The organism is Paracidovorax citrulli (genome assembly GCF_900100305.1).
Taxonomy (GTDB): Bacteria; Pseudomonadota; Gammaproteobacteria; order Burkholderiales; family Burkholderiaceae_C; genus Paracidovorax; species Paracidovorax citrulli.
In genome coordinates this window covers 60,666-81,817 of record NZ_FNEY01000021.1, presented here as the reverse complement: position 1 = coordinate 81,817, position 21,152 = coordinate 60,666, and the positions used below count along the sequence as shown (strand labels likewise).

16 protein-coding genes are annotated in these 21,152 nt (G+C 70.8%); 3 read left to right on the top strand and 13 right to left on the bottom strand.

From position 1 onward, the window contains the following. Positions 1 to 65 precede the first annotated feature (65 nt). Together BLR99_RS14825 and BLR99_RS14820 are read left to right on the top strand one after the other, a co-directional pair. Entirely contained in the window at positions 66 to 935 is an 870-nt protein-coding gene (locus BLR99_RS14825) for a MurR/RpiR family transcriptional regulator (protein WP_011795042.1), read from the top strand. Positions 936 to 1,005: 70 nt separating this feature from the next. Next, on the top strand, positions 1,006 to 3,462 hold the full coding sequence (locus BLR99_RS14820; protein WP_011795043.1) for a UvrD-helicase domain-containing protein: 2,457 nt from the start codon (positions 1,006 to 1,008) through the stop codon (positions 3,460 to 3,462). Between the two features lie 37 nt (positions 3,463 to 3,499). Here BLR99_RS14820 and BLR99_RS14815 read toward each other — a convergent pair whose 3' ends face one another. The 13 genes from BLR99_RS14815 to BLR99_RS14755 all read right to left on the bottom strand — a co-directional run bounded on the left by BLR99_RS14815 (position 3,500) and on the right by BLR99_RS14755 (position 18,205). Continuing rightward, on the bottom strand, positions 3,500 to 4,030 hold the full coding sequence (locus tag BLR99_RS14815) for a phage tail protein (RefSeq protein WP_011795044.1): 531 nt from the start codon (positions 4,028 to 4,030) through the stop codon (positions 3,500 to 3,502). A gap of 15 nt (positions 4,031 to 4,045) precedes the next feature. Continuing rightward, positions 4,046 to 5,131 (bottom strand): ABC transporter substrate-binding protein, encoded by a 1,086-nt coding sequence (locus BLR99_RS14810; RefSeq protein ID WP_011795045.1) that lies wholly within the window; start codon positions 5,129 to 5,131, stop codon positions 4,046 to 4,048. Then, positions 5,128 to 6,177, bottom strand: coding sequence for a hypothetical protein (locus BLR99_RS14805; RefSeq protein WP_048857363.1), 1,050 nt, complete (start codon positions 6,175 to 6,177; stop codon positions 5,128 to 5,130). The genes BLR99_RS14810 and BLR99_RS14805 overlap by 4 nt, the downstream gene beginning before the upstream one ends. Next, positions 6,165 to 7,019 carry an aspartyl/asparaginyl beta-hydroxylase domain-containing protein gene (locus BLR99_RS14800; RefSeq protein WP_011795047.1) on the bottom strand — a complete coding sequence of 285 codons (855 nt, stop codon included), beginning with the start codon at positions 7,017 to 7,019 and terminating at the stop codon, positions 6,165 to 6,167. Before BLR99_RS14800 ends, BLR99_RS14805 begins: the two co-directional genes overlap by 13 nt. 23 nt (positions 7,020 to 7,042) lie before the next feature. Continuing rightward, positions 7,043 to 7,861 (bottom strand): hypothetical protein, encoded by an 819-nt coding sequence (locus BLR99_RS14795; RefSeq protein ID WP_011795048.1) that lies wholly within the window; start codon positions 7,859 to 7,861, stop codon positions 7,043 to 7,045. A gap of 121 nt (positions 7,862 to 7,982) precedes the next feature. Continuing rightward, complete coding sequence (locus tag BLR99_RS14790; protein ID WP_041827348.1) at positions 7,983 to 9,176, bottom strand: DUF1513 domain-containing protein; 1,194 nt, start codon at positions 9,174 to 9,176, stop codon at positions 7,983 to 7,985. Continuing rightward, the gene (locus BLR99_RS14785; protein ID WP_011795050.1) at positions 9,160 to 10,287 is read right to left on the bottom strand and encodes an imelysin family protein; all 1,128 of its coding nucleotides are present in this window, start codon (positions 10,285 to 10,287) and stop codon (positions 9,160 to 9,162) included. Before BLR99_RS14785 ends, BLR99_RS14790 begins: the two co-directional genes overlap by 17 nt. Next, positions 10,284 to 11,762, bottom strand: a complete 1,479-nt coding sequence (locus BLR99_RS14780; protein WP_011795051.1) for a di-heme oxidoreductase family protein — start codon at positions 11,760 to 11,762, stop codon at positions 10,284 to 10,286. The genes BLR99_RS14785 and BLR99_RS14780 overlap by 4 nt, the downstream gene beginning before the upstream one ends. A 14-nt stretch (positions 11,763 to 11,776) precedes the next feature. Continuing rightward, entirely contained in the window at positions 11,777 to 13,000 is a 1,224-nt protein-coding gene (locus BLR99_RS14775) for an imelysin family protein (RefSeq protein WP_046059683.1), read from the bottom strand. A gap of 535 nt (positions 13,001 to 13,535) precedes the next feature. Next, positions 13,536 to 15,491, bottom strand: a complete 1,956-nt coding sequence (locus tag BLR99_RS14770; protein ID WP_046059682.1) for a PhoX family protein — start codon at positions 15,489 to 15,491, stop codon at positions 13,536 to 13,538. Positions 15,492 to 15,681: 190 nt separating this feature from the next. After that, entirely contained in the window at positions 15,682 to 16,497 is an 816-nt protein-coding gene (locus BLR99_RS14765; RefSeq protein ID WP_011795054.1) for a BPSS1780 family membrane protein, read from the bottom strand. A 218-nt stretch (positions 16,498 to 16,715) separates the two neighbouring features. Next, entirely contained in the window at positions 16,716 to 17,690 is a 975-nt protein-coding gene (locus tag BLR99_RS14760; RefSeq protein ID WP_011795055.1) for a homoserine kinase, read from the bottom strand. Positions 17,691 to 17,836: 146 nt separating this feature from the next. Beyond that, positions 17,837 to 18,205 (bottom strand): hypothetical protein, encoded by a 369-nt coding sequence (locus BLR99_RS14755; RefSeq protein WP_011795056.1) that lies wholly within the window; start codon positions 18,203 to 18,205, stop codon positions 17,837 to 17,839. 58 nt (positions 18,206 to 18,263) lie between these two features. On the opposite strand from BLR99_RS14755, the gene polA reads away from it, so the two are divergent. Continuing rightward, positions 18,264 to 21,047 carry a DNA polymerase I gene (polA, locus tag BLR99_RS14750; RefSeq protein WP_011795057.1) on the top strand — a complete coding sequence of 928 codons (2,784 nt, stop codon included), beginning with the start codon at positions 18,264 to 18,266 and terminating at the stop codon, positions 21,045 to 21,047. The last annotated feature ends 105 nt before the right edge of the window (positions 21,048 to 21,152 follow it).

Sequence of the window (21,152 nt, the reverse complement as noted above, 5' to 3'; positions counted from 1 at the left end):
GTGGCGCGCCATGCACAATCGACGCCACGGGGCGCTCCCCGCGCCTTGCGCACCTCGTCTCCGCCATGCTCCTGACCGAACGGCTCGCCGCCCATGCCGCCTTCCTGACCGCCAGCGAGCGCGCGCTGGCCGACGACCTGCTGCGCCACTACCCTGACGGGTTGCTGGATTCCGCCAGCGCGATCGCGTCCCGCACGGGCACGAGCGCTTCCACGGTGGTGCGGATGTTTTCCAAGCTGGGCTACGGCAGCCTCGCCGAGGTGCGGCGCGAGGCCCGCACGGAGGTCACCTCGCGCCTGCAGACCGCGGCGCAGCGCGCGCCCGCCACCCTGGGCGCCGGGCGCAGCCTGGCCGAGTGCGTGGACGATGCCCTGCTGCACGACCAGCACAACCTGGCCGCGACCCGCCAGGGGCTGGACATGGCCGCGTTCGAAGCGGCCACGCGGCTGCTGGGCCGGAGCGAGGGCCGCGTGTTCGTGATGGCCGAGAAGAACAGCGCGCCCGTCGCCAGCCACCTGGCCACGCACCTGAACATGTGCCGCCCCGGCGTGCAGGACCTCGGGGCGGGCGCACCTTTCGCGGTGGACCGGCTGCTGTGGGTGCAGCCGCAGGACGTGCTGCTGGTGTTCACCATCCGGCGCTATTCGCGCGGCGGCCTGCTGGCGGCGCAGCACTTCCGCGCGCAGGGTGCCACGGTGGTGGCGCTCACCGACAGCCCGGTGGCACCCATCGTGCAGCATGCGCAGCACACGCTGGTGGCGCGCACGGCCAACGCGTCGCCGTTCGATTCCTATACCGCGGCCTTCTTCCTGTGCAATGCCCTGGTGTCGGCGGTGGCGCAGTTGCGCCATGGCGCGGTGCAGGAGGCGCTGGAGCGCCGCGATGCGCTGTGGAAGCAGTTCGAATCCGACGCGCTGGACGGCCTGTTGACGTAGGGGCGGGACAGATTCCGGGGGCTTGACCCCGCCGGCCGGGCGGAGGCGGCCGGGTTCCTACAATGGCGGGATGCTCCCACACGACCTGTTTTCCGGCGCGCCAGCGCCCTTCGGCGCTGCCGAGCCGGGCCCGGCCTCGCCGTCGGCGGCCGCATCGCCCCTGCTGCAGAACCTGAACGACGAGCAGCTTGCCGCCGTCACGCTGCCCGCGGGCCACGCCCTGATCCTGGCCGGCGCGGGCTCCGGCAAGACCCGCGTGCTCACCACGCGCATCGCCTGGCTGCTGCAGAACGGCTATGCCTCGCCCGGCAGCATCCTGGCCGTCACCTTCACCAACAAGGCCGCCAAGGAAATGACCGCGCGCCTCTCGGCCATGCTGCCGGTGAACGTGCGCGGCATGTGGATCGGTACCTTCCACGGCCTGTGCAACCGGCTGCTGCGCGCCCACCACAAGTCGGCAGGGCTGCCCGCCACCTTCCAGATCCTGGACACGCAGGACCAGCTCTCGGCCGTGAAGCGGCTGTGCAAGCAGTTCAACATCGACGAGGAGCGCTTTCCCCCGAAGCAGATGGCCTACTTCATCAGCGGCTGCAAGGAAGAGGGCCTGCGGCCCGGCGACGTGGATGCGCGCGATGCGGACGGGCGCAAGAAGGTGGAGCTCTACCAGCTGTACGAGGAGCAGTGCCAGCGCGAGGGCGTGGTGGACTTCGGCGAGCTGATGCTGCGCAGCTACGAACTGCTGCGCGACAACGATCCGATCCGCGCGCACTACCAGCGGCGCTTCCAGCACATCCTGGTGGACGAGTTCCAGGACACGAACAAGCTGCAGTACGCCTGGCTCAAGCAGATCGCGGGCGACGTGGTGGACGGCCGCCTCGTCACGCATGGCAGCGTGCTGGCGGTGGGCGACGACGACCAGAGCATCTACGCGTTCCGCGGCGCGCGGGTGGGCAACATGCAGGACTTCGTGCGCGAGTTCGACGTGCGCCACCAGATCAAGCTGGAGCAGAACTACCGCAGCTACAGCAACATCCTCGATTCGGCCAACGCCCTCATCAGCCACAACAGCCGCCGCCTGGGCAAGAACCTGCGCACCACGCAGGGGCCGGGCGAGCCGGTGCGCGTCTATGAAGCGCCCACCGACCTGGCGGAAGCGCAATGGATGGTGGACGAGATCCGCCAGCTCGCGCGCAATGACGGCTTCGAGCGGCGCGAGATCGCCGTGCTCTACCGCAGCAACGCGCAAAGCCGGGTGATCGAGTCGGCGCTGTTCAATGCCGCGGTGCCCTACCGCGTGTACGGCGGCCTGCGCTTTTTCGAGCGGGCGGAAATCAAGCATGCGCTGGCCTACCTGCGCCTGCTGGAGAACCCGCACGACGACACGAGCTTCATGCGCGTGGTGAACTTCCCGCCGCGCGGCATCGGGGCGCGCACGGTCGAGGTGCTGCAGGACGCGGCACGGCAGGCCGGCTGCTCGCTGCACGATGCCGTGAGCGCCGTGCCCGGCAAGGCGGGGGCGAACCTGGGCGCCTTCGTCGCCATGGTGGATGTGATGCGCGAGCAGACGCAGGGCCAGACGCTGCGCGGCATCATCGGCCAGATGCTCGAATCGAGCGGACTGGTGGAGCACTACCGTGCCGAAAAGGAAGGCGCGGACCGTCTGGAGAACCTGGACGAACTGATCAATGCCGCCGAGAGCTTCGTCACGCAGGAAGGATTCGGCCGCGACGCCGTCGCGCTGCCGGTGGACGAACACGGCGCCAGCCTGCGCCAGAGCCCGGCGAGCCAGGGCATCGATCCCTCGTTGCCCGTGGTGGATGAACCGCTGCCGGGCGGCGTGGATGCCGACACCGGCGAGACGCTGTCACCCCTGGCCGCCTTCCTCACGCACGCCGCGCTGGAAGCCGGCGACAACCAGGCCCAGGCCGGGCAGGATGCCGTGCAGCTCATGACCGTGCATGCCTCCAAGGGGCTGGAGTTCGATGCCGTGTTCATCGGCGGCATGGAGGAGGGCCTGTTCCCGCACGAGAACTCCATGAGCGACCGGGACGGCCTGGAGGAGGAGCGCCGCCTGATGTACGTGGCGATCACGCGCGCGCGCAAGCGGCTCTACCTGAGCCATTCGCAGACCCGGCTGCTGCACGGGCAGACGCGCTACAACATCAAGAGTCGCTTCTTCGACGAGCTGCCCGAGGCGGCGCTGAAATGGATCACGCCCAAGCAGCAGGGCTTCGGCAGCTTCGCGCCGCAGTCCGGCGGACGGGGCGGGAGTGCGGGGACGCCGTGGGGCGGCTTCGGGTCGGGCGGCAAATCAGAGACCTTCGCGAGCCCGCCCGTGCCGGCGCAGAAGGCGCCGCCCGCGCATGGGCTGCGCGTGGGGCTGGCGGTGTTCCACACCAAGTTCGGCGAGGGCAAGGTGCTGTCGCTCGAAGGCTCGGGCGACGATGCGCGCGCGCAGGTGAACTTCCCGCGGCACGGCACCAAGTGGCTGGCGCTGTCCGTGGCCAAGCTGACGGTGGTGGACTGACGCGCCGCGCGGCGGCCGGGTCCCGAAGCCCGGCCGATCAGTTGCGTGACGGGTAAACGCCTTCCAGGGCGATGATGAAGTTGATGCAGAGGTAGGGCTGCATGTTCTCGTGGGGCAGGCTGTTCCCCGCGAAGCCGGTCGTGACGCCGGCCAGGCTGCCATTGCCGCTCTGGTCGGTGTACTGGTCATTGCGCTGGTCGGAAGCAGCCAGGTAGCGGCCGTTGGGTGCCGCGGAGTTGCCGGCGTTGCTGCTCACGGAGACGGATGTCGTGTGGGTGTGCATGGGCATTTGATTGCCCTGCAGTGTCACCGTCTCCTGTCCACCGACCTGACCCTGGCTATAGGGCTGCAGTCCCGGTCCCTGCCCCTGGCCCAGCGGGACGCGCCCGCGCAGGTCGGGCAGCGCGAAGGTCGTCTGGCCGTTGCCGCCGTAGGTAGTGCCCAGCAGTGCAAAAAGCGCGCTGTTCTGTGCGATGGGCAGGATCTGCCCCTGGCAGAACGCCCAGCCCTTGGGGGGGAAATTGCCGGCAAACATGCTGATTTCGCCGAGATATGGTTCGGTTGCCATGGCTTGTGTCTTTCGTCAGGTCACGAGGTAAGGGTTGGTCCAGCCGCTGCGCAGGCGCGGGCGTAGGTTTGAAAGCGCCAGTTCGGGCGAGCCCGGCAAGGCGTTTTTCTGCGGACCTTGCGCAGGGCCGGCGTGCAGCCTGGCCACCGCGGCCAGAGGCCCGGAGAGAGCCGAAGCCTGCCATTTTGCGAAACGCTCCCCGGCTTCGGTTCCCAACCGCAGGGCCGCCGCCGGGGACGATGCGGACAGGGGGCTTTCGAGCGCGACCGGGCTGCCCACCAGGGGCCGCTGGCGGTCCATGCCGAGGCGCTGCCATGCCTCGCGGAAGCGCTCCGCCTGCCGGCCCGAGTACAACGCCACCACGAAATCGGCGGACGTTCCCTTCAGCACGGCCCGCAGCCCGTCGAATTCGGGCCGGCCGTCCGGCAGGCCCGAGACATGGGTGGCGGCCACCGTGCCCCCCGCGGCTTCGAACGCCGCGCGGAACTCGTGCGGAAAGTCGTATCCGCTTTCGAGCAGGCCCATGCAGAGCACCGCACGGGTGCCCCAGCGGCGTGGCGCCTCCTGCCCCAGGAAGGCGCAGGACTGCCACAGCGCAAGGGTGTGCGGAACGAGCCAGGGCGAGCGTGCAGCAAGATGGCCGGGAAGCCGGTCGGCGCCCGTGTCGCTCGCGAGGAAGGGCACGCGGTGCTGCTGCAACAGCGGCGAGAGTTCCATGGCGGTTTCCATGGGCAGCCATCCCGCCAGGGCGTCCACGGTGCCGGTTTCCACGGTGGCGCGCGCCTGCCGCAGCGCCGAACGCACGCTGCGCCCGTAGGGCAGGGGCAGCCAGCGCGGAGAAGGCAGGCCGGACGCCGCGGCCCCGGCTTTCAGGCCCGCGAGGAATTCTGCGGGCAGCGTGGGGTAGCGGGACGATTCCGGCAGCAGCACGCCGACCGTGCGTTGCGCCGCGGAGGCGGATGGCCCGACGGTTCCCGCGGAGGCGGCCGCCAGGACAACTGCCGGTGCGCTTGCCGTGGCGGCGGCTGCGGCCGTGGAGGCCGAGGCCCCGAGGAAGCCGCGGCGGCCGAGCCGCGCGAGGGTGGGGGTCGCAAGGGTCATGGGAGTGTCGCTCCTTCGGCACGCGCGCCGGCCTCGACGCTGTTCGCCGCGGCGCCGCGGTCCTGCCGGGCACGCAGCCGTTCCAGGGCATCGTGGTGCGGGGCGATCCATTCCTGGGCCAGCTCGCGCAGCCGCTGCGGTGCTTCGCGGTGTTTGCGCCTGGCGTCGGGCGTGAAGGGATGTGAGGGATTCTTCGCATGCACGCCGAAGGTGGCCTGCATGCGTTCGATGGCCTGCGCGCCGGGCTGCATGCCGAAATGCGGCGCGATGGTTTCGGGGATCGCCGCGGGCAGCTGCCGGTAGTCGAGCAGCAGGGTGCGTTCCGGCCGGAATTCCCGGACCAGCGCGGCATAGATGCTGCCCAGGCTGCGTGCACAATACGCCTCGGGGCCGATGCGCAGCGCTTCATCGAAGGGGATGGCCGCGGGGTTGACGCCGAGCGGTCCACCGGGGATCAGGTAGGCCGCACGCTGCTGCATCTGCGACACCAGCACCTCCAGCGGATCGCGGTACAGGAAGAGCCAGGGCGTATCGGGCCATGCCTCGGCGATGCGGCCGGCGAGGGCCGTGGCCCAGCAGTCGCACTTGATGACGAGGTGGCCGCGCCGGCCGGGTGGCGATGGCCGGGCCCACGCGCTCGCGAAGGCCCGGGCGGCCCGGAGTGCCTGGGCCGGGTCCAGGCCCGGCAGCCGGTGTTCCGCGCGCAGCAGATCGTCCAGCGGCGGCGGCTCCGACAGGGCCACGTGGTCATCGAGCGCTGCGAAGGCCTGGGTGACGAGGGTGGAGCCGCAGCGCGAGACGTGGAAGACGATGCCCGACGGCTGCAGCCCCGGCGACGCCTGCGCCCAGCCGATCAGGTCGGCCAGGGGCGTCTGCCGGCGGAATGCCTGGTGGAACGGCCACTGCATCGCGCTCTGCACGCCATCGGCGAAGAAAGGCCTGCGCGTGACTTCGGGCGACGCGCGCATCCAATCGACGAGCACTGCGCCGCCCGGTTCCCGGTAGATGCGGATGGGCGACCAGCCCTCGAAATTCAGACGATCCATTGCCGCATCCATGCATCGCGTCCGCAGGCCATGGCGGACAGCACTTCCGCCTCGGTGAAGTCCCGGCCCAGGGCCCGGCCCTGTCGCACGCAGGCCTGCGCGAAATCCTCGCGCGAGCGGATGCCGATCAGGCGTTCCTGCAGCGCCGGATCCCCGAAGACCTGCTGGCGGAACTGCGTGAACTGCCACTGCGGATCGTGCGCTTCGGGCAGTGGCGTGCCCGGGTCTCCCGCGGCGATGGCCTCGCGCAGCGCGGGCGTGGCCGCGCAATCGGCCACGAGGTGCAGGCGCTCGCGGGCTCCCCGGTTGGTTACGCGGTGGGGCAGGGAAAAATCGGCGTACCACCATTCCCCGGCGCGCATGGGCACGCGCTCGCCACCCACATGGAAGAACACCTCGTCGTGCGTGCGCAGCGGCAGGTGCAGGCGGACCTCGCCGTGCCGCAGGCCGACGCCCGCGTCGGTATGTTCGAGGATGGTTCCCCCCGGGGCCAGCCGCAGCACCCGCACCGATTTCAGGGGCGCGTCGCCCGCGATGGCGGCCACCAGCGAGCGCACGGACGGGCACTGCGCCATCGCGGCACCGTCCTGGTAGAGGTCGGCGGAGAACTCCCCGGGTGCGCTGGCCAGGGGCGAGCGGGGCGCGCTGCGCAGGGCGGCCACGTGCCAGCCGCCGTCGTGCCTGGCACGGTTGAAGTGCGGGCCCCACTGGGCGTCCGGCAGCGCATCGATCTCCGCCAGCGCGGCGGTCATGTCGATACCGCAGGCAACGCGCCGTGCATGCGGAAACTCCGCCGTGGCACCGCCGTGCCGGGCCCGGGAGGTGTGCGTGGTCTCGGTCATCGCGGCAACCGGAGGGCTTGGCGCTACTGCGAGCAAATGGCGTAGGCGGAGCAGCTCTGCAGGTTGGCGCGGTACGAGTTGAGTATCTTCACCGACCAGCCGAGAGTACCTGCGGTGCCTCCGCAGTTATCGACCGGGCGGCTTTCGCCGACATAGACCGCCGCATCTTCGGGCGAGTCCCTGCCGGTGTTCGCGGCGTGCCCGCCGCCCAGAACTTTCTCGCCGGGATTGCAGCAGGACACGACTGCGCAGATGTCGCTGCCCACGTTGGGCAGCGTGAATGCCCGGATCGCGACGGCCGTGCTCACGGAGCCGGTCGCGCCCGTGGGGCCGGCAGGACCGACGCTGCCCTGGGCGCCTGTCGCTCCCGTCGCACCGGTGGGCCCGGCCGGGCCTGCGGGGCCGGCAGGTCCGGTCGCCCCGGCAGGGCCGACGGCTCCGGTGGCCCCGGATGCGCCCGTGGGGCCCGGAGCACCTGTCGCCCCCGTGGGGCCCGCGCTGCCCGTCGGACCGGTCGCTCCTGCCGGGCCGGCCGCGCCCGTGGCACCGGTCGCCCCGGTGGCCCCGACCACTCCTGCGCTGCAATCGCCGAGCACCCCGCCCGGACCATGGCAGACGGGCGTGCCCTGCTGTGGCACCGAGGCCAGCCCGGGCAGCGTGACGGTGCCCGAGGCCTCGTCCACGCGCAGCCGGATCTGCGTCTTGTCGCTGCTGGTCACCGAGAAGCCGCCGTTCGGCGGAGGCGCCAGCAGGATGTCCGCGGCCAGCACGGCATGGCAATGCAATGCGCCCGCCCAGCAGAGCGCGGCGAAACGGATGCGGTGGGGTGGAAAGAAAGGCATCGGCGACCTCGCAGAATTGCCGGAGTGTAAGTAAAACCTTACGAAAAAGCGTGTCGTTGTAATGCCTTGTATAACTTTCCGTGTGATTGTCTCCGGATGTAGCTCTACCGTAATTTATGGATCACGCGGGGTACCAGTGGTTGTCCACCCGCGCATCCGCGAGCGAGGGGCCGTGGGGGTGGTGGAGCGGCGCCGTGCCCTGGGCGTTCTCCAGCGTATGTTCCACCCCGGCAGCCCACAGACCGGAACCCCGCACCGCCAGCGCGCAGGCCTCGGGCAGCGGGATGAGTCGTCGCCATCCACCGCGGGCGTCGAAGGCGGCGATGCCCTGCGCGCGGGGGCAGCTCACGGTCCAGCCTTCCGCCCATCCGGCGATGCTGCCTCCGTACCCCCGCAGGCCACCGGGCAGCACCTGCGGCGCCGGGTCGGCGGTCCGCAGCACCTTGCCGTCGAAGAGCGCAAGCACGGGTGCGGCGGCGCGCGCGTCCATCCCGTCGTGTTCGGCCTGCAGCGCGATGCCGAGCACGTCCGCGCCGGGGTTCCAGGCGAGGTGGCGCAGGCTCAGGCGGCGGTCCTGCAGGCGCCATTGCCCCAGGGTTTCGCCCGTGCCTCCGTGCAGGCGCACGATGGACGAATCCATGGTGTCCAGCGCCCGCTTCACGCGACCGGTCTCGGGGGCCGTCGGCACGCCGCCATTGGCCACGATCAGGGTCGGCGTGCCGTCCACCGGTGCGCGCCGGTCCCAGATCAGTTCATGCGCATCGATGCCCTGGGTGGACCACTCCGCGCGCATTTCCAGGCTGGCGGCGTCGCGCAGCACGACGAGGCTGCGCCCCGTCTCCGCCTCGGTTTCGGTGGAGAGCAGCAGGCGCGCGTCCGGTGACGCGATCACGTGGCCGTTGAACGAGCGCTGGCCGTCGGACCACTGCCAGACGGGTTCGCGCGCCGTGCCCGGCCACCAGCGCAGCAGCCAGTCGCCCGGGCGGCGCGATGCTGCCACGATGCTGCCGTCGGGCAGCGGGCACAGGCCGTGCGCGCGCGTGGGGATCTCCAGCGCGTGCAGCGCGCGCAGTGCGGTGCCGGACCCGGGCTGCGCCTCCAGCAGGCCGATGCGGTAGCCGCCATCCCCCTGCTGCCAGGCGGCCGCGAGACGCAGGGGCATGCCCGATGCGCCCGCGCCGCTCCAGGCGCCGGACAACGGCACGGCGAGGCCGATACCGGCCAGCGTGCGCAGCGCCGAACGCCGCGAAGGCTCGCCCTGGCCTGCGCCCCCTTTCCTGCGCGGCGTGCCCATCGCGTCAGTCCCCGTCCGCATCCGAGAAACCGATGCTGACCTGCAGGGCCGGCGCCACCTCGGCTTCGGCGAGCCGCTTGAGCGCGCTGAGCTCTTTCGCCGCCTGCAGCACCCGCGGGCCGTCGGGCGCCGCGGCGTCCGTTCCGGCGGCGGCCGCCATTGCCGCGTCGATGCGCAGGGCTGCTTCGCGCAGGCGGTCGGCGAGCGGGTTCAGCCCCCGCCCGCGCAGGTAGGTTTCCAGCGGCACCGCTCCCTGGCCCGGCTGCACCGGCGGCGTGCCGTCGGGCTGCACCGTGAGGGCGCGCAGGGCGGCCCATTCGGCCTTCCAGGCTGCTCCAGTCTGGCCGCTGGCGGCGCGGGGGTAGTCGGGGGCGCGCGCGCCCTGGGCCGCGCGCAGGGGCTTTTCCATGTGCGCCCAGCGCAGGCGCTCGATGCCGCCCACCCACTGGTTGATGAATTCGCCCATGGCCTGGGTGGAGCGTTCCTGCTGGTCCTCGGCGGCCCAGTCGGTCTGCGCGGCCTCGCGGAACGCGGCCTGCTGGGCCACGGCTTCGCGCTCCACGTCGAGAGCGACTTCCACCGCATAGCTGCAGGCGGGCGAGGCGGGCTGCGCCGGCTGCGTCCACAGCAGCCATTCGAGCGCCGGCAGGCCCTTGGCGGGCGTGCCCACGCGCTCGAAGGCCGTGGCGCCCTGCGGCTGCGCCTTGATGGCGCGCTCGATCAACTGCGGTCGCGTGGGGGCGAAGTCGATCTGGCGTTGCGCACGCCGCGCCACCACCGGGCCGACTGCCACGGCGGAGAGGCTTTCCCAGGCCAGCATGGCGTGCTGCCACGCCTGCCGCGCGCCGGCCAGCGCCGCGGCCGACCGATCGGGCGCGGCCGTGCATAGCGCGCGCAGCGCCGGCGGCAGGGCCCCCGAGGCCCGGGCGAACCCGGTGGCGCGCGGCAGGCCCCAATGGGTGTAGAGCCCCTGCAGCGCGTGCGTGGTGTCGTAGAACGGCACGGCATCGTGGCGCCAATCGGCCCGGGCCTGGGCCTGGGCGCCCGTCGCCAGCAGCGCGGCGCCCGCAGCCACCAGGGCTGGCGCGCCGCGGCGGCACAGGGCGCAGAGGAGGTAGGCGGATGCGGTCATAGGGACTCCACGAATCGGACCAGCGCGTCGCGCTCGGCCTTGTCCATCTTCAGTACGTTCTGCTTCGCTTCTTCCGCCTCGCCGCCGTGCCAGAGGATGGCCTCGAGCACGCCGCGCGCGCGGCCGTCGTGCAGCAGCCGGGTGTGGCCGTTCACGTCCTTGATGAGCCCGATGCCCCACAGCGGCGGTGTCCGCCACTGCCGGCCGCTGGCCAGGAAGTCGGGCCGTCCGTCGGCCAGGCCCTCGCCCATGTCGTGCAGCAGCAGGTCGGTGTAGGGCCAGATGCGCTGGCCCGACAGGGCCTTGCTGGTCAGCCGGGGGAAAGGGCCTTCCTTCGTCACGTAGCTCGGGCGGTGGCAGGTCGCGCACTGGGCCTGGGCGAACAGCGCCTGCCCGCGCAGCACGGCGGCGTCGTTCACGTCGCGGCGCGCGGGAGGGGCCAGCGTGGCCTGGTAGAAGACCACGTCGTCGAAGGTCTTGTCGTCGATCTCCACGCCTTCCTGGCCGCGCGCGCCCGCGCTGCGGCCGCTGGGCGATGCGCTGCAGTCCACCTGCGTGGTGGTGCAGTGCTCGCTGGGAAAGTGCCGGGACGTGATGCCCATGTCGCCGACGAACGCGCCGCCCGTCTGGTGCGCCAGCGTGGCTACGTTGGCCTTCCAGCCGAAGCGGCCCAGCATCTTGCGGCCCGACGGTGCGTCCCAGACGTGGTTGGGTCGCCCCTTGATCGGGCCCGGCGCGGCCGCCTGGCCGGCGGCGTTGGCGAGAATGTCGGCCTCGGCGATCGCCTCCAGCAGGCCCACGCCGATCACCTGCGGCGCGATGCGCGGGCTGAGCATGGTGCCGGCGTGCAGCGGGCCGTAGCCCAGGTCGCGCACGCCGTAGTGGGGCTTGAGCAGGGTGTAGGGCGTGCCATCGGCGAAACGGCCCTGCACCGTCTCGTAGCGCAGCGTGACCGTGCCCTCGGGCTTCACGCCCTGCACGGCCGCCGTGTTGAGCTGGTCGCCGTACACGGGCTCGGGACGGGGGCCGCCGTGCGGATCGGTGCCGGGGATCGACAGGCGGATGAGCAGCGAGACGATCGGGTCGCGCGTCTCGCCCAGGCGGTTGAAGATCTCCGGCGGCTCGCCCCGGCCGTCCTGCACGTGGCAACCGCCACAGGAGCGCGCGATGAAATGCGGGCCCAGGCCGTCGCGCGCCCTGGTCGAGGCGCCGGCCTCCACCCAGTTGCGTTTGAAGAACGAATTGCCGATCACGAACCGGGTGCGTTCCGCGTCCTCGAGATTGGCCGCGGGGAACGAAAAGGCGTTGCGGCCGGTGGCATAGACCGTGGTGTCGCCGCCGGTCTTTTCCCCGAGCGGGTCCGGCGGGTCCCCGGCCGAGGCGCCTCCTGCGGACAGCAGCGCTGCGGCCAGACCGGTGCCCGCGAGCGCCGCGCCGGCCCAGAGCCGCCGCGCCTTCGTGCGGAAGGGGGCCATGTCGTGCGCCACCCTCACGGCTGCACGAGCGTCAGCTTGGTGATGCCGATCGCGTTGGCCGCCTCGACGAGGTCCTTGCTCTGCTGCGTCAGGCTGTCGATGGTCTTCTGGATGCGCAGGCGCCCGGGGGCGTCCTTGCCGCCGATGATCTCGCGGTCGAACGGGGCCTGGATGCCTTCCGCGGCCTCGACGGAGGCGGCGATCTGCCGGGTGGTCCTCCCGGCCAGCGCGGCGTCCTTCGCGGCGACCAGGTCGCGCAGCGACGCGCCCTTCACCAGGCTGCCGTCGGCACGCTTGTACTCTCCGAGCCAGACGTTGCGGATGCCCAGCGCGTTCGTCACCGCGTCGCGGTGCGTGTTGTCGGAGAAGCACGAGTGCTCGTCCTCCTGGTCCTGGCTGTTGAGCGCGACCTCGAGGCGCTCGCCCGCCAGCTCGCCGCGCGACAGCGAGCCCAGGCCCACCAGCATCTTGCGCACCGATTCCTGGCCCCCCCTGACGAACTTCGCGCGGTAGTTGTTCGGCACCTTCGGGTCCCATGCCTGCACGAGGAAGGACAGGTCGTCGATGAGCAGGTCCGTGACCACGTTCAGGTACTGGCGGCGCCGGTCGGCGTTCTTGCCTTTGCCATCCACGAAATCATCGACGTTGCGGTCGCCGGGACCGGTTTCGGACAGGTCCTGTCCCCAGAGGAAGAACTCGATCGCGTGCCAGCCCGTGGCGACGTTTTCCTCGCCGCCGCGCTCGTTCTGCGCGGCGAGGTTCTTCTTGGTGATGGCGAACTTGCGGTCGTTCACCAGGCCCGCGTCGGGCCGGCCTTCCACGCTGTCCACGTAGGATTCGTCCATGGGCCAGGCATTGATCTGTCCCTCGGGACCCTTGTCGTCGTCGATGGGGCCGCCATAGAAGCGGAACGCCTCGGTCTGGCCATAGAACTCGCGCGCGGCCAGCCAGGTCTTGCGGGCCTCGGCCAGCGTCTCCGCCGAGGGTTTGGCCGTGAATGCCCTGATGGCGGCCTGCATGGTCTTCGCGGCGGCGAGCGCGTCGGCGTAGTTGGCGTGCACCAGTACCGCGTAGTGCGCTGCCACGGCGGCCGGGGTGGCCGCCGCGGCCGAAGGGGCCGCGGCGGGCGCGCCGGCACCCTGCGGTGCCGCCTGTGCCAGTACCACCCCCGTGGAGCCGAGCGCGGCGACGGCCAGCAGCCCGGAGAGAACGGTGGTTTGGAACGAAGCGGTGTTCATGGCATCTCCTGAAATGAAGGGACAAAAGGCGGGTGGACGGAGGAAGGCGTCCACGGCATCCGGGCTGCCGGGCTGCCGGGCCGCACGGGGCGTGACGCGGCGGGCGGAAGCCGTGCGGAGCCGGCGGGGTGGAGCCGGCCCCGTCGTGCCGGTGGTCACTGCGGCGCCGAACCCTCCCGGTCCGTGCCGCGGTGGAGCACAGCGGGCGCAGGCATTATAGGAATGAGATTAATTATCATCTCCGGGCGGTGTCCATACAGCAGCATGGATCGTTGCGGGACGCCTGGAACTACAGGTTCATCAAGGAATTATTGCTATCTAAAAAGTAGCAAATCGCTGCGCAGGGACAACGCCTGGGGAGGTCCGGGGATGGCCCCGGGGAGATCGCTCTGACCCCTGCGGCGCGATGCGCCCGGCCGGCTTGGAGCCTTCGGGCGGCACAAAAAAAAGCGAGGCCCCAAGGGGCCTCGCGGAAGAGCGGGGTGCGCCGCGCGACATCCGCGGCGCATGCCTGCGGACGATGCCGTCCGGAAAGTCAGGCGCCCAGCTTCATCTGCCGGGGCGTGCCGGTCAGGTATCCCACTGCGGAGCCGAACTTGTCCTTGTAGTTGGCGCGGATCAGCGGGTCGAGCTGGTCCTTCACCTTGGAGTGGATGCTGCCCCAGTCGCCGGCGTGCTGGAAGTTGCTCATGATGTAGGTGAAGCCGTTGATCTCGTCCACGGCGTGCAGGCCGGTGGATTCGCCGCCCGCCGGCACCGACATGATGCGCGAGAGCTGCTTCGTGTCCACGTTGTAGGCCCACAGGAAGTTGTTCACGTGCTGGCTGCTGTCCTCGCCGATGAAGAGGGTGCGCAGCTTCTCCGAGAACTTCAGGTTGTCCGGGTTGGCGATGTTGTTGGGGTTGGCCGTGTTGCCCAGCGCGTCGGCGGCGATGTCCTCGCCGGCCAGCAGGGCCTTCGTGTCCACGGGCATCCAGTCGCTGTTGATGGCGTTGCCCTGGGTGTCCTTCTGGCCACCGCGCAGGTTGAGCGCCATCACCACGCCGGCCGCCAGCTGCTTGGGCACCGAGATGCCGTTGCCCGGCACGTTGGCGGCGTTGCCCGCCACCATCGACGACTGCACGTTCTGCAGCGCCGAGTAGGCGATCTTGTCGCGGGCGTTGACGGTGGTGCCTTCCATCTTGGTGAAGCCCAGGCTCGCACCGACGAATGCCGCGTAGCGGTGGGTTTCCAGGAAGGCGGCGGCCTTCTCCATGCCGGGGTTGATCTTGATCCACTCCGTCTTGCCGTTGGCGACGATCTTCGTGTAGCTCGTGTCCTTCGGGTCGGTGGAGGACACGGACATGATGTCGGTGGGCTTGAGGGTGCTGGCGAGCTTCTCGATTTCCGCGCTGGTGGCGGAGCCCAGCTTGATCCAGGTGAGGGGGGCTGCGGAATTCGCGGCCGGGTCGATCGAGAAGCCTGCGCCCACCTTGGCCGCGTACAGCGTGCCGGAGGACAGATCCTTTTCCTTGTCGGCCACGAAGACGAAGTAGCCGCTGTTGGTGGCGTCGTCGCCCATGAGGGCGGTGCGCTGGTCGGGCATCACCTGCACCAGCTCATGGGAGATGCGGCCCATGCAGAAGTGCTTCCTGATGGAGGCGGTGCCGTCCGGGTTCACCGTCACTTCGGGCATGTGGCCGTAGTGGTAGGGATTGGCGGCCGTCTCGCTGCCGTACAGGTTCTTGCTGTAGGCCTTGAACTGCGCGCTCGAGGCAGCCGTGAACGCATCGGGCTCGTACTCTTCGCTGGACAGGTGCGTGCCCCAGGGCGAGAGGCTCGCGCCGCAGGTGATCCACAGGCCGTGCACCTTGGAGGTGTCCACGTTGTGGTACTTCACGAGCGTGAGCTTGCCGGTGGCGGGGTCCTGGTCGAGCGAGAGCACGGCGATGGGGGAGGGCAGCTTGCCGTACATGTCGGTCTTGCCGTCCTGTGCCCAGGTGGTGTATTCGAACTGCACCACGGCGAACACGGGGTTGCCCTTCACGCCGTCCACCTTGGCGTTGGGCACGGTGAGCAGCGAGGTGCCGTCGGGCGAGTCGGAGAAGAACTGGCGCTCCTTGCCGGCCACGGTCGTGTCGATGATGGGCTGGTTGTTGATGTCCACGTAGCCGCCGGCGAGGATCGTGCCGCCCTTGCCGTCGGACACGCGGTCGCCGGTGACGAAGAAGGGCTGGTAGGCGAGCTGGTAGCTCTGGACCGAATCGTCGCTGAACTTCACGTTCAGCGTGGAGCCCACGGTGGTCGTCGCCATCGCGGCGGGCGTGGTGAGCGAAGGCGCGGCCATCGACGTGAAGCTGGCGGACGCGAAGTTGGGAGCAGGGCCGTCGCTGCCGCCGCCGCAGGCAGCCAGCAGGGAGGCGGCGGATGCGCTGGCGCCCAGGGGCAGCAGGGGCACGCCGGCCAGGAATTGCAGGGCCTTGCGGCGGGAGGGCATCGGGGTGTGGGACATCGTGGATTCCGGATGGGTCGGTCTGCGGTGCGGGCATCGCTGCCGGCTCCGTGGGAGCGGCGCGGCGCGTGCCTCTCGGTCGGGCAGGCCGGGCGAACCCGGGCCTGCCGTCGGTCCGGATGCTAGGAATCCGCGATGACACGGATTTGACGATTGCGTGACGGCGGCGTGACGCGCGCCGGGCGGCCCTTCAGGCCGCGCCCGGGGCGTCCTCCAGCGCGGCGGGACGCTCGGGCGGCTCGAAGCAGTCGCGGAACGAGAACACCACCGACGTGAAGAACATGGCGGCCAGCAGCATGGCCGTGCCGACCATGATGCCCGCCGCGAGCGCGCTGCCCAGGCCCATGAGGGCCAGCAGCGTCACGAATACGCTGGCGGCGATGCCCGCGCCCAGGAAGACCCCCGTCCATGCAAGGCCGTACACGGTGAACGCCCCGATGTTGCGCAGGCAGGCGACGATGCTGAAGAACAGCGCCTTCACCGGCGGCACGCCGTGCCAGTGCACCAGGCCGGGCGCGTGCCAGAAGAGCAGCGACAGCGGAACGTAGAGCGCCAGCGCGAGCCACATCGCCGCCTGGAACTGCGGCAGTTCGGCCATTTCGCGCGTGAGCTCCTCGCCGCCCAGGTACACGCGCGCGAACTGTCCGCCGTCCAGCAGCGCGGAGATGGCCATGACGGCGAGGAAGCCGACGGCATAGAGCGCGCCGAGCACGAGCATGGAGCGCAGGCGCTGCCGGCCGGTGCGGAAGGCCACCAGCAGCAGGGCCGGGGTGGGAAAGCGTCCCTGCGTGGCGTCGCCGGCGGCCACCATCATGGCCAGCGTGGCGGAGGGCAGCAGTGCCAGGGCCACGGCGGGCCCGACGAGCGGCAGCAGCGTGGCGATGGACATCGCCGCCATGGTCAGGAAGAACAGGGCCGCCAGCGCCATCGGCTGGCGCCAGAAGATGCGAATGCCGAGGCGGACCCATTCCAGGCCGGCGCGGGCAGGGACGATGTGCAGTTTCATGGCGGTGCAGTGTGCGTGTTACGCCCGTCGGGCAGTGGCTGGGCGCTTCGCGGGAGGCGCGGTCGCGCCGGCGGGCATGGCTCCAGGGCATGCCGCGGCGCGTGGTTCAGGAGGATTGTCGCGCCGAAGGGACGGATGGGCCGGGCGGGCGCGGGTTTCCGGGCGCGCCGGCGGGTTTCATGTGGCCGCGCCGCCACGGTGGCCGGCGGCCGGTGCGCTCATTCCTCGAATCCGCCGCCCGCGCGCGCATGCAGCGGCCGGGCGATGCGGCCGCGCAGCACCCGCTCGAAGTGCGCCGGATCGTGCGGCGTGAGCAGGCTGGCCTCGCGCGGCAGGTGGAAATCCCACAGCCGGGAGATCCAGAAGCGCAGCGCGCCGGCGCGCAGCATCGCGGGCAGCAGGGCCCGCTCGTCGGCCGACAGCGGTCGCACCGCCTGGTAGGCATCCAGCATGGCCGCGGCGCGCCCGGATTCGTGGAGACCGGTGGGCCAGTCGATGCACCAGTCGTTCAGGCACACCGCCAGGTCGAACAGCCAGGTGTCCACGCCCGCGAAATAGAAGTCGAAGAAGCCGGTCAGGGCCTCGCCGTCGAACATCGCGTTGTCGCGGAACAGGTCGGCATGGACCGGGCCGCGCGGCAGCGCCGCGTAGCCCGCGGAGGCGGCGACATGGTTCTGGTAGGCCAGTTCGGAGCGCAGCAGGGTGCGCTGGGCCTCGCCGATGTGGGGCAGCACCACGGGCACCGTCTCGTTCCACCAGGCCAGGCCGCGCAGGTTGGGCTGCCGGCGCTCGTAGTCCCGGCCGGCCAGATGCATGCGGGCCAGCATGCCGCCCACCGCCGCGCAGTGCACCGGCCCGGGCGCGAGCTGGCTCCTGCCGGGCAACTTGTTCACCACGGCGGCGGGCTTGCCCGCGACGGAGTGCAGGATGTTCCCATGGCGGTCGCCGCGCGGGTCCGGCACGGGAATCCCCGCCTGCGCGAGGTGCTTCATCAGGTGCAGGTAGAACGGCAACTGCTCGGCGGTCAGGCGCTCGAACAGCGTGAGCACGTACTCGCCCTGGTCGCTGGTGAGGAAGTAGTTCGTGTTCTCGATGCCGCCTTCGATGCCGCGCAGCGACTCCAGGGTGCCCAGCTGCAAACGGCGCAGCAGATCGCGCGCCTCTTTCTTGGAGACTTCGGTGAAAACGGCCATTGCTTGGCGGGGAGAAGAGCGGAAAGACGAAAGAAAAGGGCGGGAAGGCAGCCGGGGCCGGACGGCGCGGCAGGCGCCCTGCGGGGAGGATGCCGTGCCCGCCGGGGGGCGGGCGGAACCGGGGCGGATGCGCCCGGGCCCGGGGTTCAGAACTTCATGACGTTCCAGACCCGTGGGCTGGTGATGGTTTCCGCGCCGCTGCGGCTGCCGGGGCGCGCGCGCACGCCGTCGGGCGGCTGCACTTCGTACTCGGGCATGGTGGTGCCGGCCTTGGGCTGCACCGTGATGCTCTGCGTCTGCCCGCCCACGCGCAGCTCGTCCACGCGGCTGCCTTCGTCCTCGATGCGGATGCGCTCCACGCGTTGGTTGCGCCGGCCCGGCTCGGCATCCGCCGCGGCACCGGGCTGCGCGTCGGCCGCGGGGGCGGCCTGCGGAGCGGGCGAGGGTGCGGGAGTCTGGGCAAGGGCCGGCACGGAGGCCAGCGCCAGGAGAAGGAAGGTGGTGGCGGCGCGCATGGGCGGATTGTAGGCCCGCGCGGGCGCGCGCACCCGCCCGCGGGCACAATCCCGGACCATGAGCAAACCCAAGACCCTGGTGCTGGTGGACGGCTCCAGCTACCTCTACCGCGCCTTCCACGCCATGCCGGACCTGCGGGCCGTGCCCGGCGACCCGGCCAGCCCCGCCACCGGGGCCATCCGCGGCATGATCAACATGCTGCAGGCGCTGCGCAAGGACTATCCCGCCGACTACGCCGCCTGCGTCTTCGACGCGAGCGGACCGACCTTCCGCGACACGCTCTACCCCGAATACAAGGCGCACCGCGCCCCCATGCCCGACGACCTGCGCGCCCAGATCGAGCCCATCCACCAGGTCGTGCGCCTGCTGGGCTGGCCGGTGGTCTGCGTGCCGGGCGTGGAGGCCGACGACGTGATCGGCACCCTCGCGGCCTGCGCGGCGCGCCAGGGCATCGAGGTCATCGTCTCCAGCGGCGACAAGGACCTGTCGCAACTGGTGGACGAGCACATCACCATCATCGACACCATGAGCGGCAAGCGCCGCGACGTGGCGGGGGTCACGGCCGAGTTCGGCGTGCCGCCCTCGCTCATGGTCGATTACCAGACGCTGGTGGGCGATGCGGTGGACAACGTGCCCGGGGTGCCCAAGGTGGGCCCCAAGACGGCTGCCAAGTGGCTGAACGAATACGGTTCGCTCGACGGGCTGCTGGCGCGCGCGGGCGAGATCAAGGGCGTGGCGGGCGAGAACCTGCGCAACGCGCTCGACTGGCTGCCCAAGGGGCGCGAGCTGGTCACCATCCGCACCGATTGCGACCTGGCCGGGCATGTGGAAGGCCTGCCGGCGCTGGACGGCATCGCGGCCGGCGCGCTGGAGACGGCGCAGCTCCGCGAGTTCTACGAGAAGTTCGGCTTCAAGGGGCTGGCCCGTGCGCTGGAAGACACCACGCCCGCCAATGCCACGGCCACGCTACCCGGTGCGAGCGGCGACCTGTTCGCCGACAGCGGCACGACCTTCGTCGCCGAGGCCGCACAGGGGCGCGAAGTGGCCTACGACACGATCCTCGCTTGGGAGGAGTTCGACCGCTGGTTCGCCCGCATCCAGGCGGCCGACCTGGTCGCGCTCGATACCGAGACCAACTCGCTCGACGAACTGCGCGCCCAGATCGTGGGCCTGAGCTTCAGCGTGGAGCCCGGTGCCGCCGCCTACATTCCGCTCGCGCATTCCGGCCCCGAGGCGCCCGAACAACTGCCGCTCGACACCGTGCTGGAGCGCCTGAAGCCCTGGCTGGAGGATGCTTCCCGGCCCAAGCTGGGCCAGCACGTCAAGTACGACCGCCACGTGTTCGCCAACCACGGCATCGATGTACGCGGCTATGCGCACGACACCATGCTGCAGAGCTACGTGCTGGAAGTGCACCGGCCGCACAACCTCGCGAGCCTGGCCGAGCGCCACACGGGCCGCACCGGCATCAGCTACGAAGACCTCTGCGGCAAGGGCGCCAAGCAGATCCCGTTCGCGCAGGTGCCGGTCGAGCAGGCCGCGGCCTATTCCTGCGAAGACTCGGACCAGACGCTCGACGTGCACCGCGTGCTCTGGCCGCTGATCGAGGCCGACGAGAAACTGCGCGCCATCTACGCCCTCGAGATGGAGAGCAGCGAGGTGCTGTTCCGCATCGAGCGCAACGGCGTGCTGATCGATACGGCCACGCTGCAGCAGCAGAGCCACGACCTCGGGCAGCGCATCCTCAGGCTCGAGCAGGAGGCCTACGACATCGCCGGCCAGCCGTTCAACCTCGGCAGCCCCAAGCAGCTCGGCGAGATCTTCTTCGACAAGCTGGGCCTGCCCGTGGTGAAGAAGACCGCGACCGGCGCGCGGAGCACCGACGAGGAGGTCCTGGAAAAACTCGCCGAGGACTACCCGCTGCCCGCCAAGATCCTGGAGCACCGCAGCCTCTCCAAGCTCAAGGGCACCTACACCGACAAGCTGGGCCAGCTGGCCGATCCGCGCACGGGCCGGGTGCATACGCACTACGCGCAGGCCGTGGCGGTGACGGGGCGCCTGTCGAGCAACGAGCCCAACCTGCAGAACATCCCCATCCGCACGGCCGAAGGCCGGCGCGTGCGCGAGGCCTTCGTGGCGCCGCCGGGCCGCGTGATCGCCAGCGCCGACTACAGCCAGATCGAGCTGCGCATCATGGCCCACCTGAGCGGCGACGACGCGCTGCTGCGCGCCTTCACCGAGGGGCTGGACGTGCACCGCGCCACCGCGGCCGAGGTGTTCGGCGTGGCGGTGGACCAGGTGAGCAGCGAGCAGCGCCGCTATGCCAAGGTGATCAACTTCGGGCTCATCTACGGCATGAGCAGCTTCGGCCTCGCGCGCAACCTGGGCATCGACAACAAGGCCGCCGCGGCCTACATCGACCGCTATTTCCAGCGCTACCCCGGCGTGAAGCAGTACATGGACGAAACCAAGGCCTCGGCCAAGGCGCGCGGCTATGTCGAGACGGTGTTCGGCCGGCGGCTCTACCTGCCCGAGATCAATTCGCCCAACGGCCCGCGGCGCGGCGCCGCAGAGCGCGCCGCCATCAACGCGCCCATGCAGGGCACGGCGGCGGACCTCATCAAGAAGGCGATGGTGGCCGTGCAGGCGGTGCTGGACGCGGACAAGCCGCAGGTGCTGATGATCATGCAGGTGCACGACGAACTGGTGTTCGAACTGCCCGAAGAGGAATCCGGCTGGCTGCGCACCGAAGTGCCGCGCCTCATGGCCGGCGTGGCGGAGCTCAAGGTGCCGCTGCTGGCGGAAGTGGGCATGGGGCCGAACTGGGAGAAAGCGCACTGAGGAATTGAGGCGGGCCGTGAAGACCTGCGGCGTGCTCTGGATTCGCGCCCCTGGGAACGGCCGAGCCTGGCGTGGAATGCGGAGCGCGAGGGTTCAGGGACGGCG

Bases quoted from the DNA above. Each gene is read 5' to 3' on its own strand.
- BLR99_RS14825 (WP_011795042.1), top strand. From the start codon at position 66: ATGCTCCTGACCGAACGGCTCGCCGCCCATGCCGCCTTCCTGACCGCC.
- BLR99_RS14820 (WP_011795043.1), top strand. From the start codon at position 1,006: ATGCTCCCACACGACCTGTTTTCCGGCGCGCCAGCGCCCTTCGGCGCT.
- BLR99_RS14815 (WP_011795044.1), bottom strand. From the start codon at position 4,030: ATGGCAACCGAACCATATCTCGGCGAAATCAGCATGTTTGCCGGCAAT.
- BLR99_RS14810 (WP_011795045.1), bottom strand. From the start codon at position 5,131: ATGACCCTTGCGACCCCCACCCTCGCGCGGCTCGGCCGCCGCGGCTTC.
- BLR99_RS14805 (WP_048857363.1), bottom strand. From the start codon at position 6,177: ATGGATCGTCTGAATTTCGAGGGCTGGTCGCCCATCCGCATCTACCGG.
- BLR99_RS14800 (WP_011795047.1), bottom strand. From the start codon at position 7,019: ATGACCGAGACCACGCACACCTCCCGGGCCCGGCACGGCGGTGCCACG.
- BLR99_RS14795 (WP_011795048.1), bottom strand. From the start codon at position 7,861: ATGCCTTTCTTTCCACCCCACCGCATCCGTTTCGCCGCGCTCTGCTGG.
- BLR99_RS14790 (WP_041827348.1), bottom strand. From the start codon at position 9,176: ATGCGGACGGGGACTGACGCGATGGGCACGCCGCGCAGGAAAGGGGGC.
- BLR99_RS14785 (WP_011795050.1), bottom strand. From the start codon at position 10,287: ATGACCGCATCCGCCTACCTCCTCTGCGCCCTGTGCCGCCGCGGCGCG.
- BLR99_RS14780 (WP_011795051.1), bottom strand. From the start codon at position 11,762: ATGGCCCCCTTCCGCACGAAGGCGCGGCGGCTCTGGGCCGGCGCGGCG.
- BLR99_RS14775 (WP_046059683.1), bottom strand. From the start codon at position 13,000: ATGAACACCGCTTCGTTCCAAACCACCGTTCTCTCCGGGCTGCTGGCC.
- BLR99_RS14770 (WP_046059682.1), bottom strand. From the start codon at position 15,491: ATGTCCCACACCCCGATGCCCTCCCGCCGCAAGGCCCTGCAATTCCTG.
- BLR99_RS14765 (WP_011795054.1), bottom strand. From the start codon at position 16,497: ATGAAACTGCACATCGTCCCTGCCCGCGCCGGCCTGGAATGGGTCCGC.
- BLR99_RS14760 (WP_011795055.1), bottom strand. From the start codon at position 17,690: ATGGCCGTTTTCACCGAAGTCTCCAAGAAAGAGGCGCGCGATCTGCTG.
- BLR99_RS14755 (WP_011795056.1), bottom strand. From the start codon at position 18,205: ATGCGCGCCGCCACCACCTTCCTTCTCCTGGCGCTGGCCTCCGTGCCG.
- polA (WP_011795057.1), top strand. From the start codon at position 18,264: ATGAGCAAACCCAAGACCCTGGTGCTGGTGGACGGCTCCAGCTACCTC.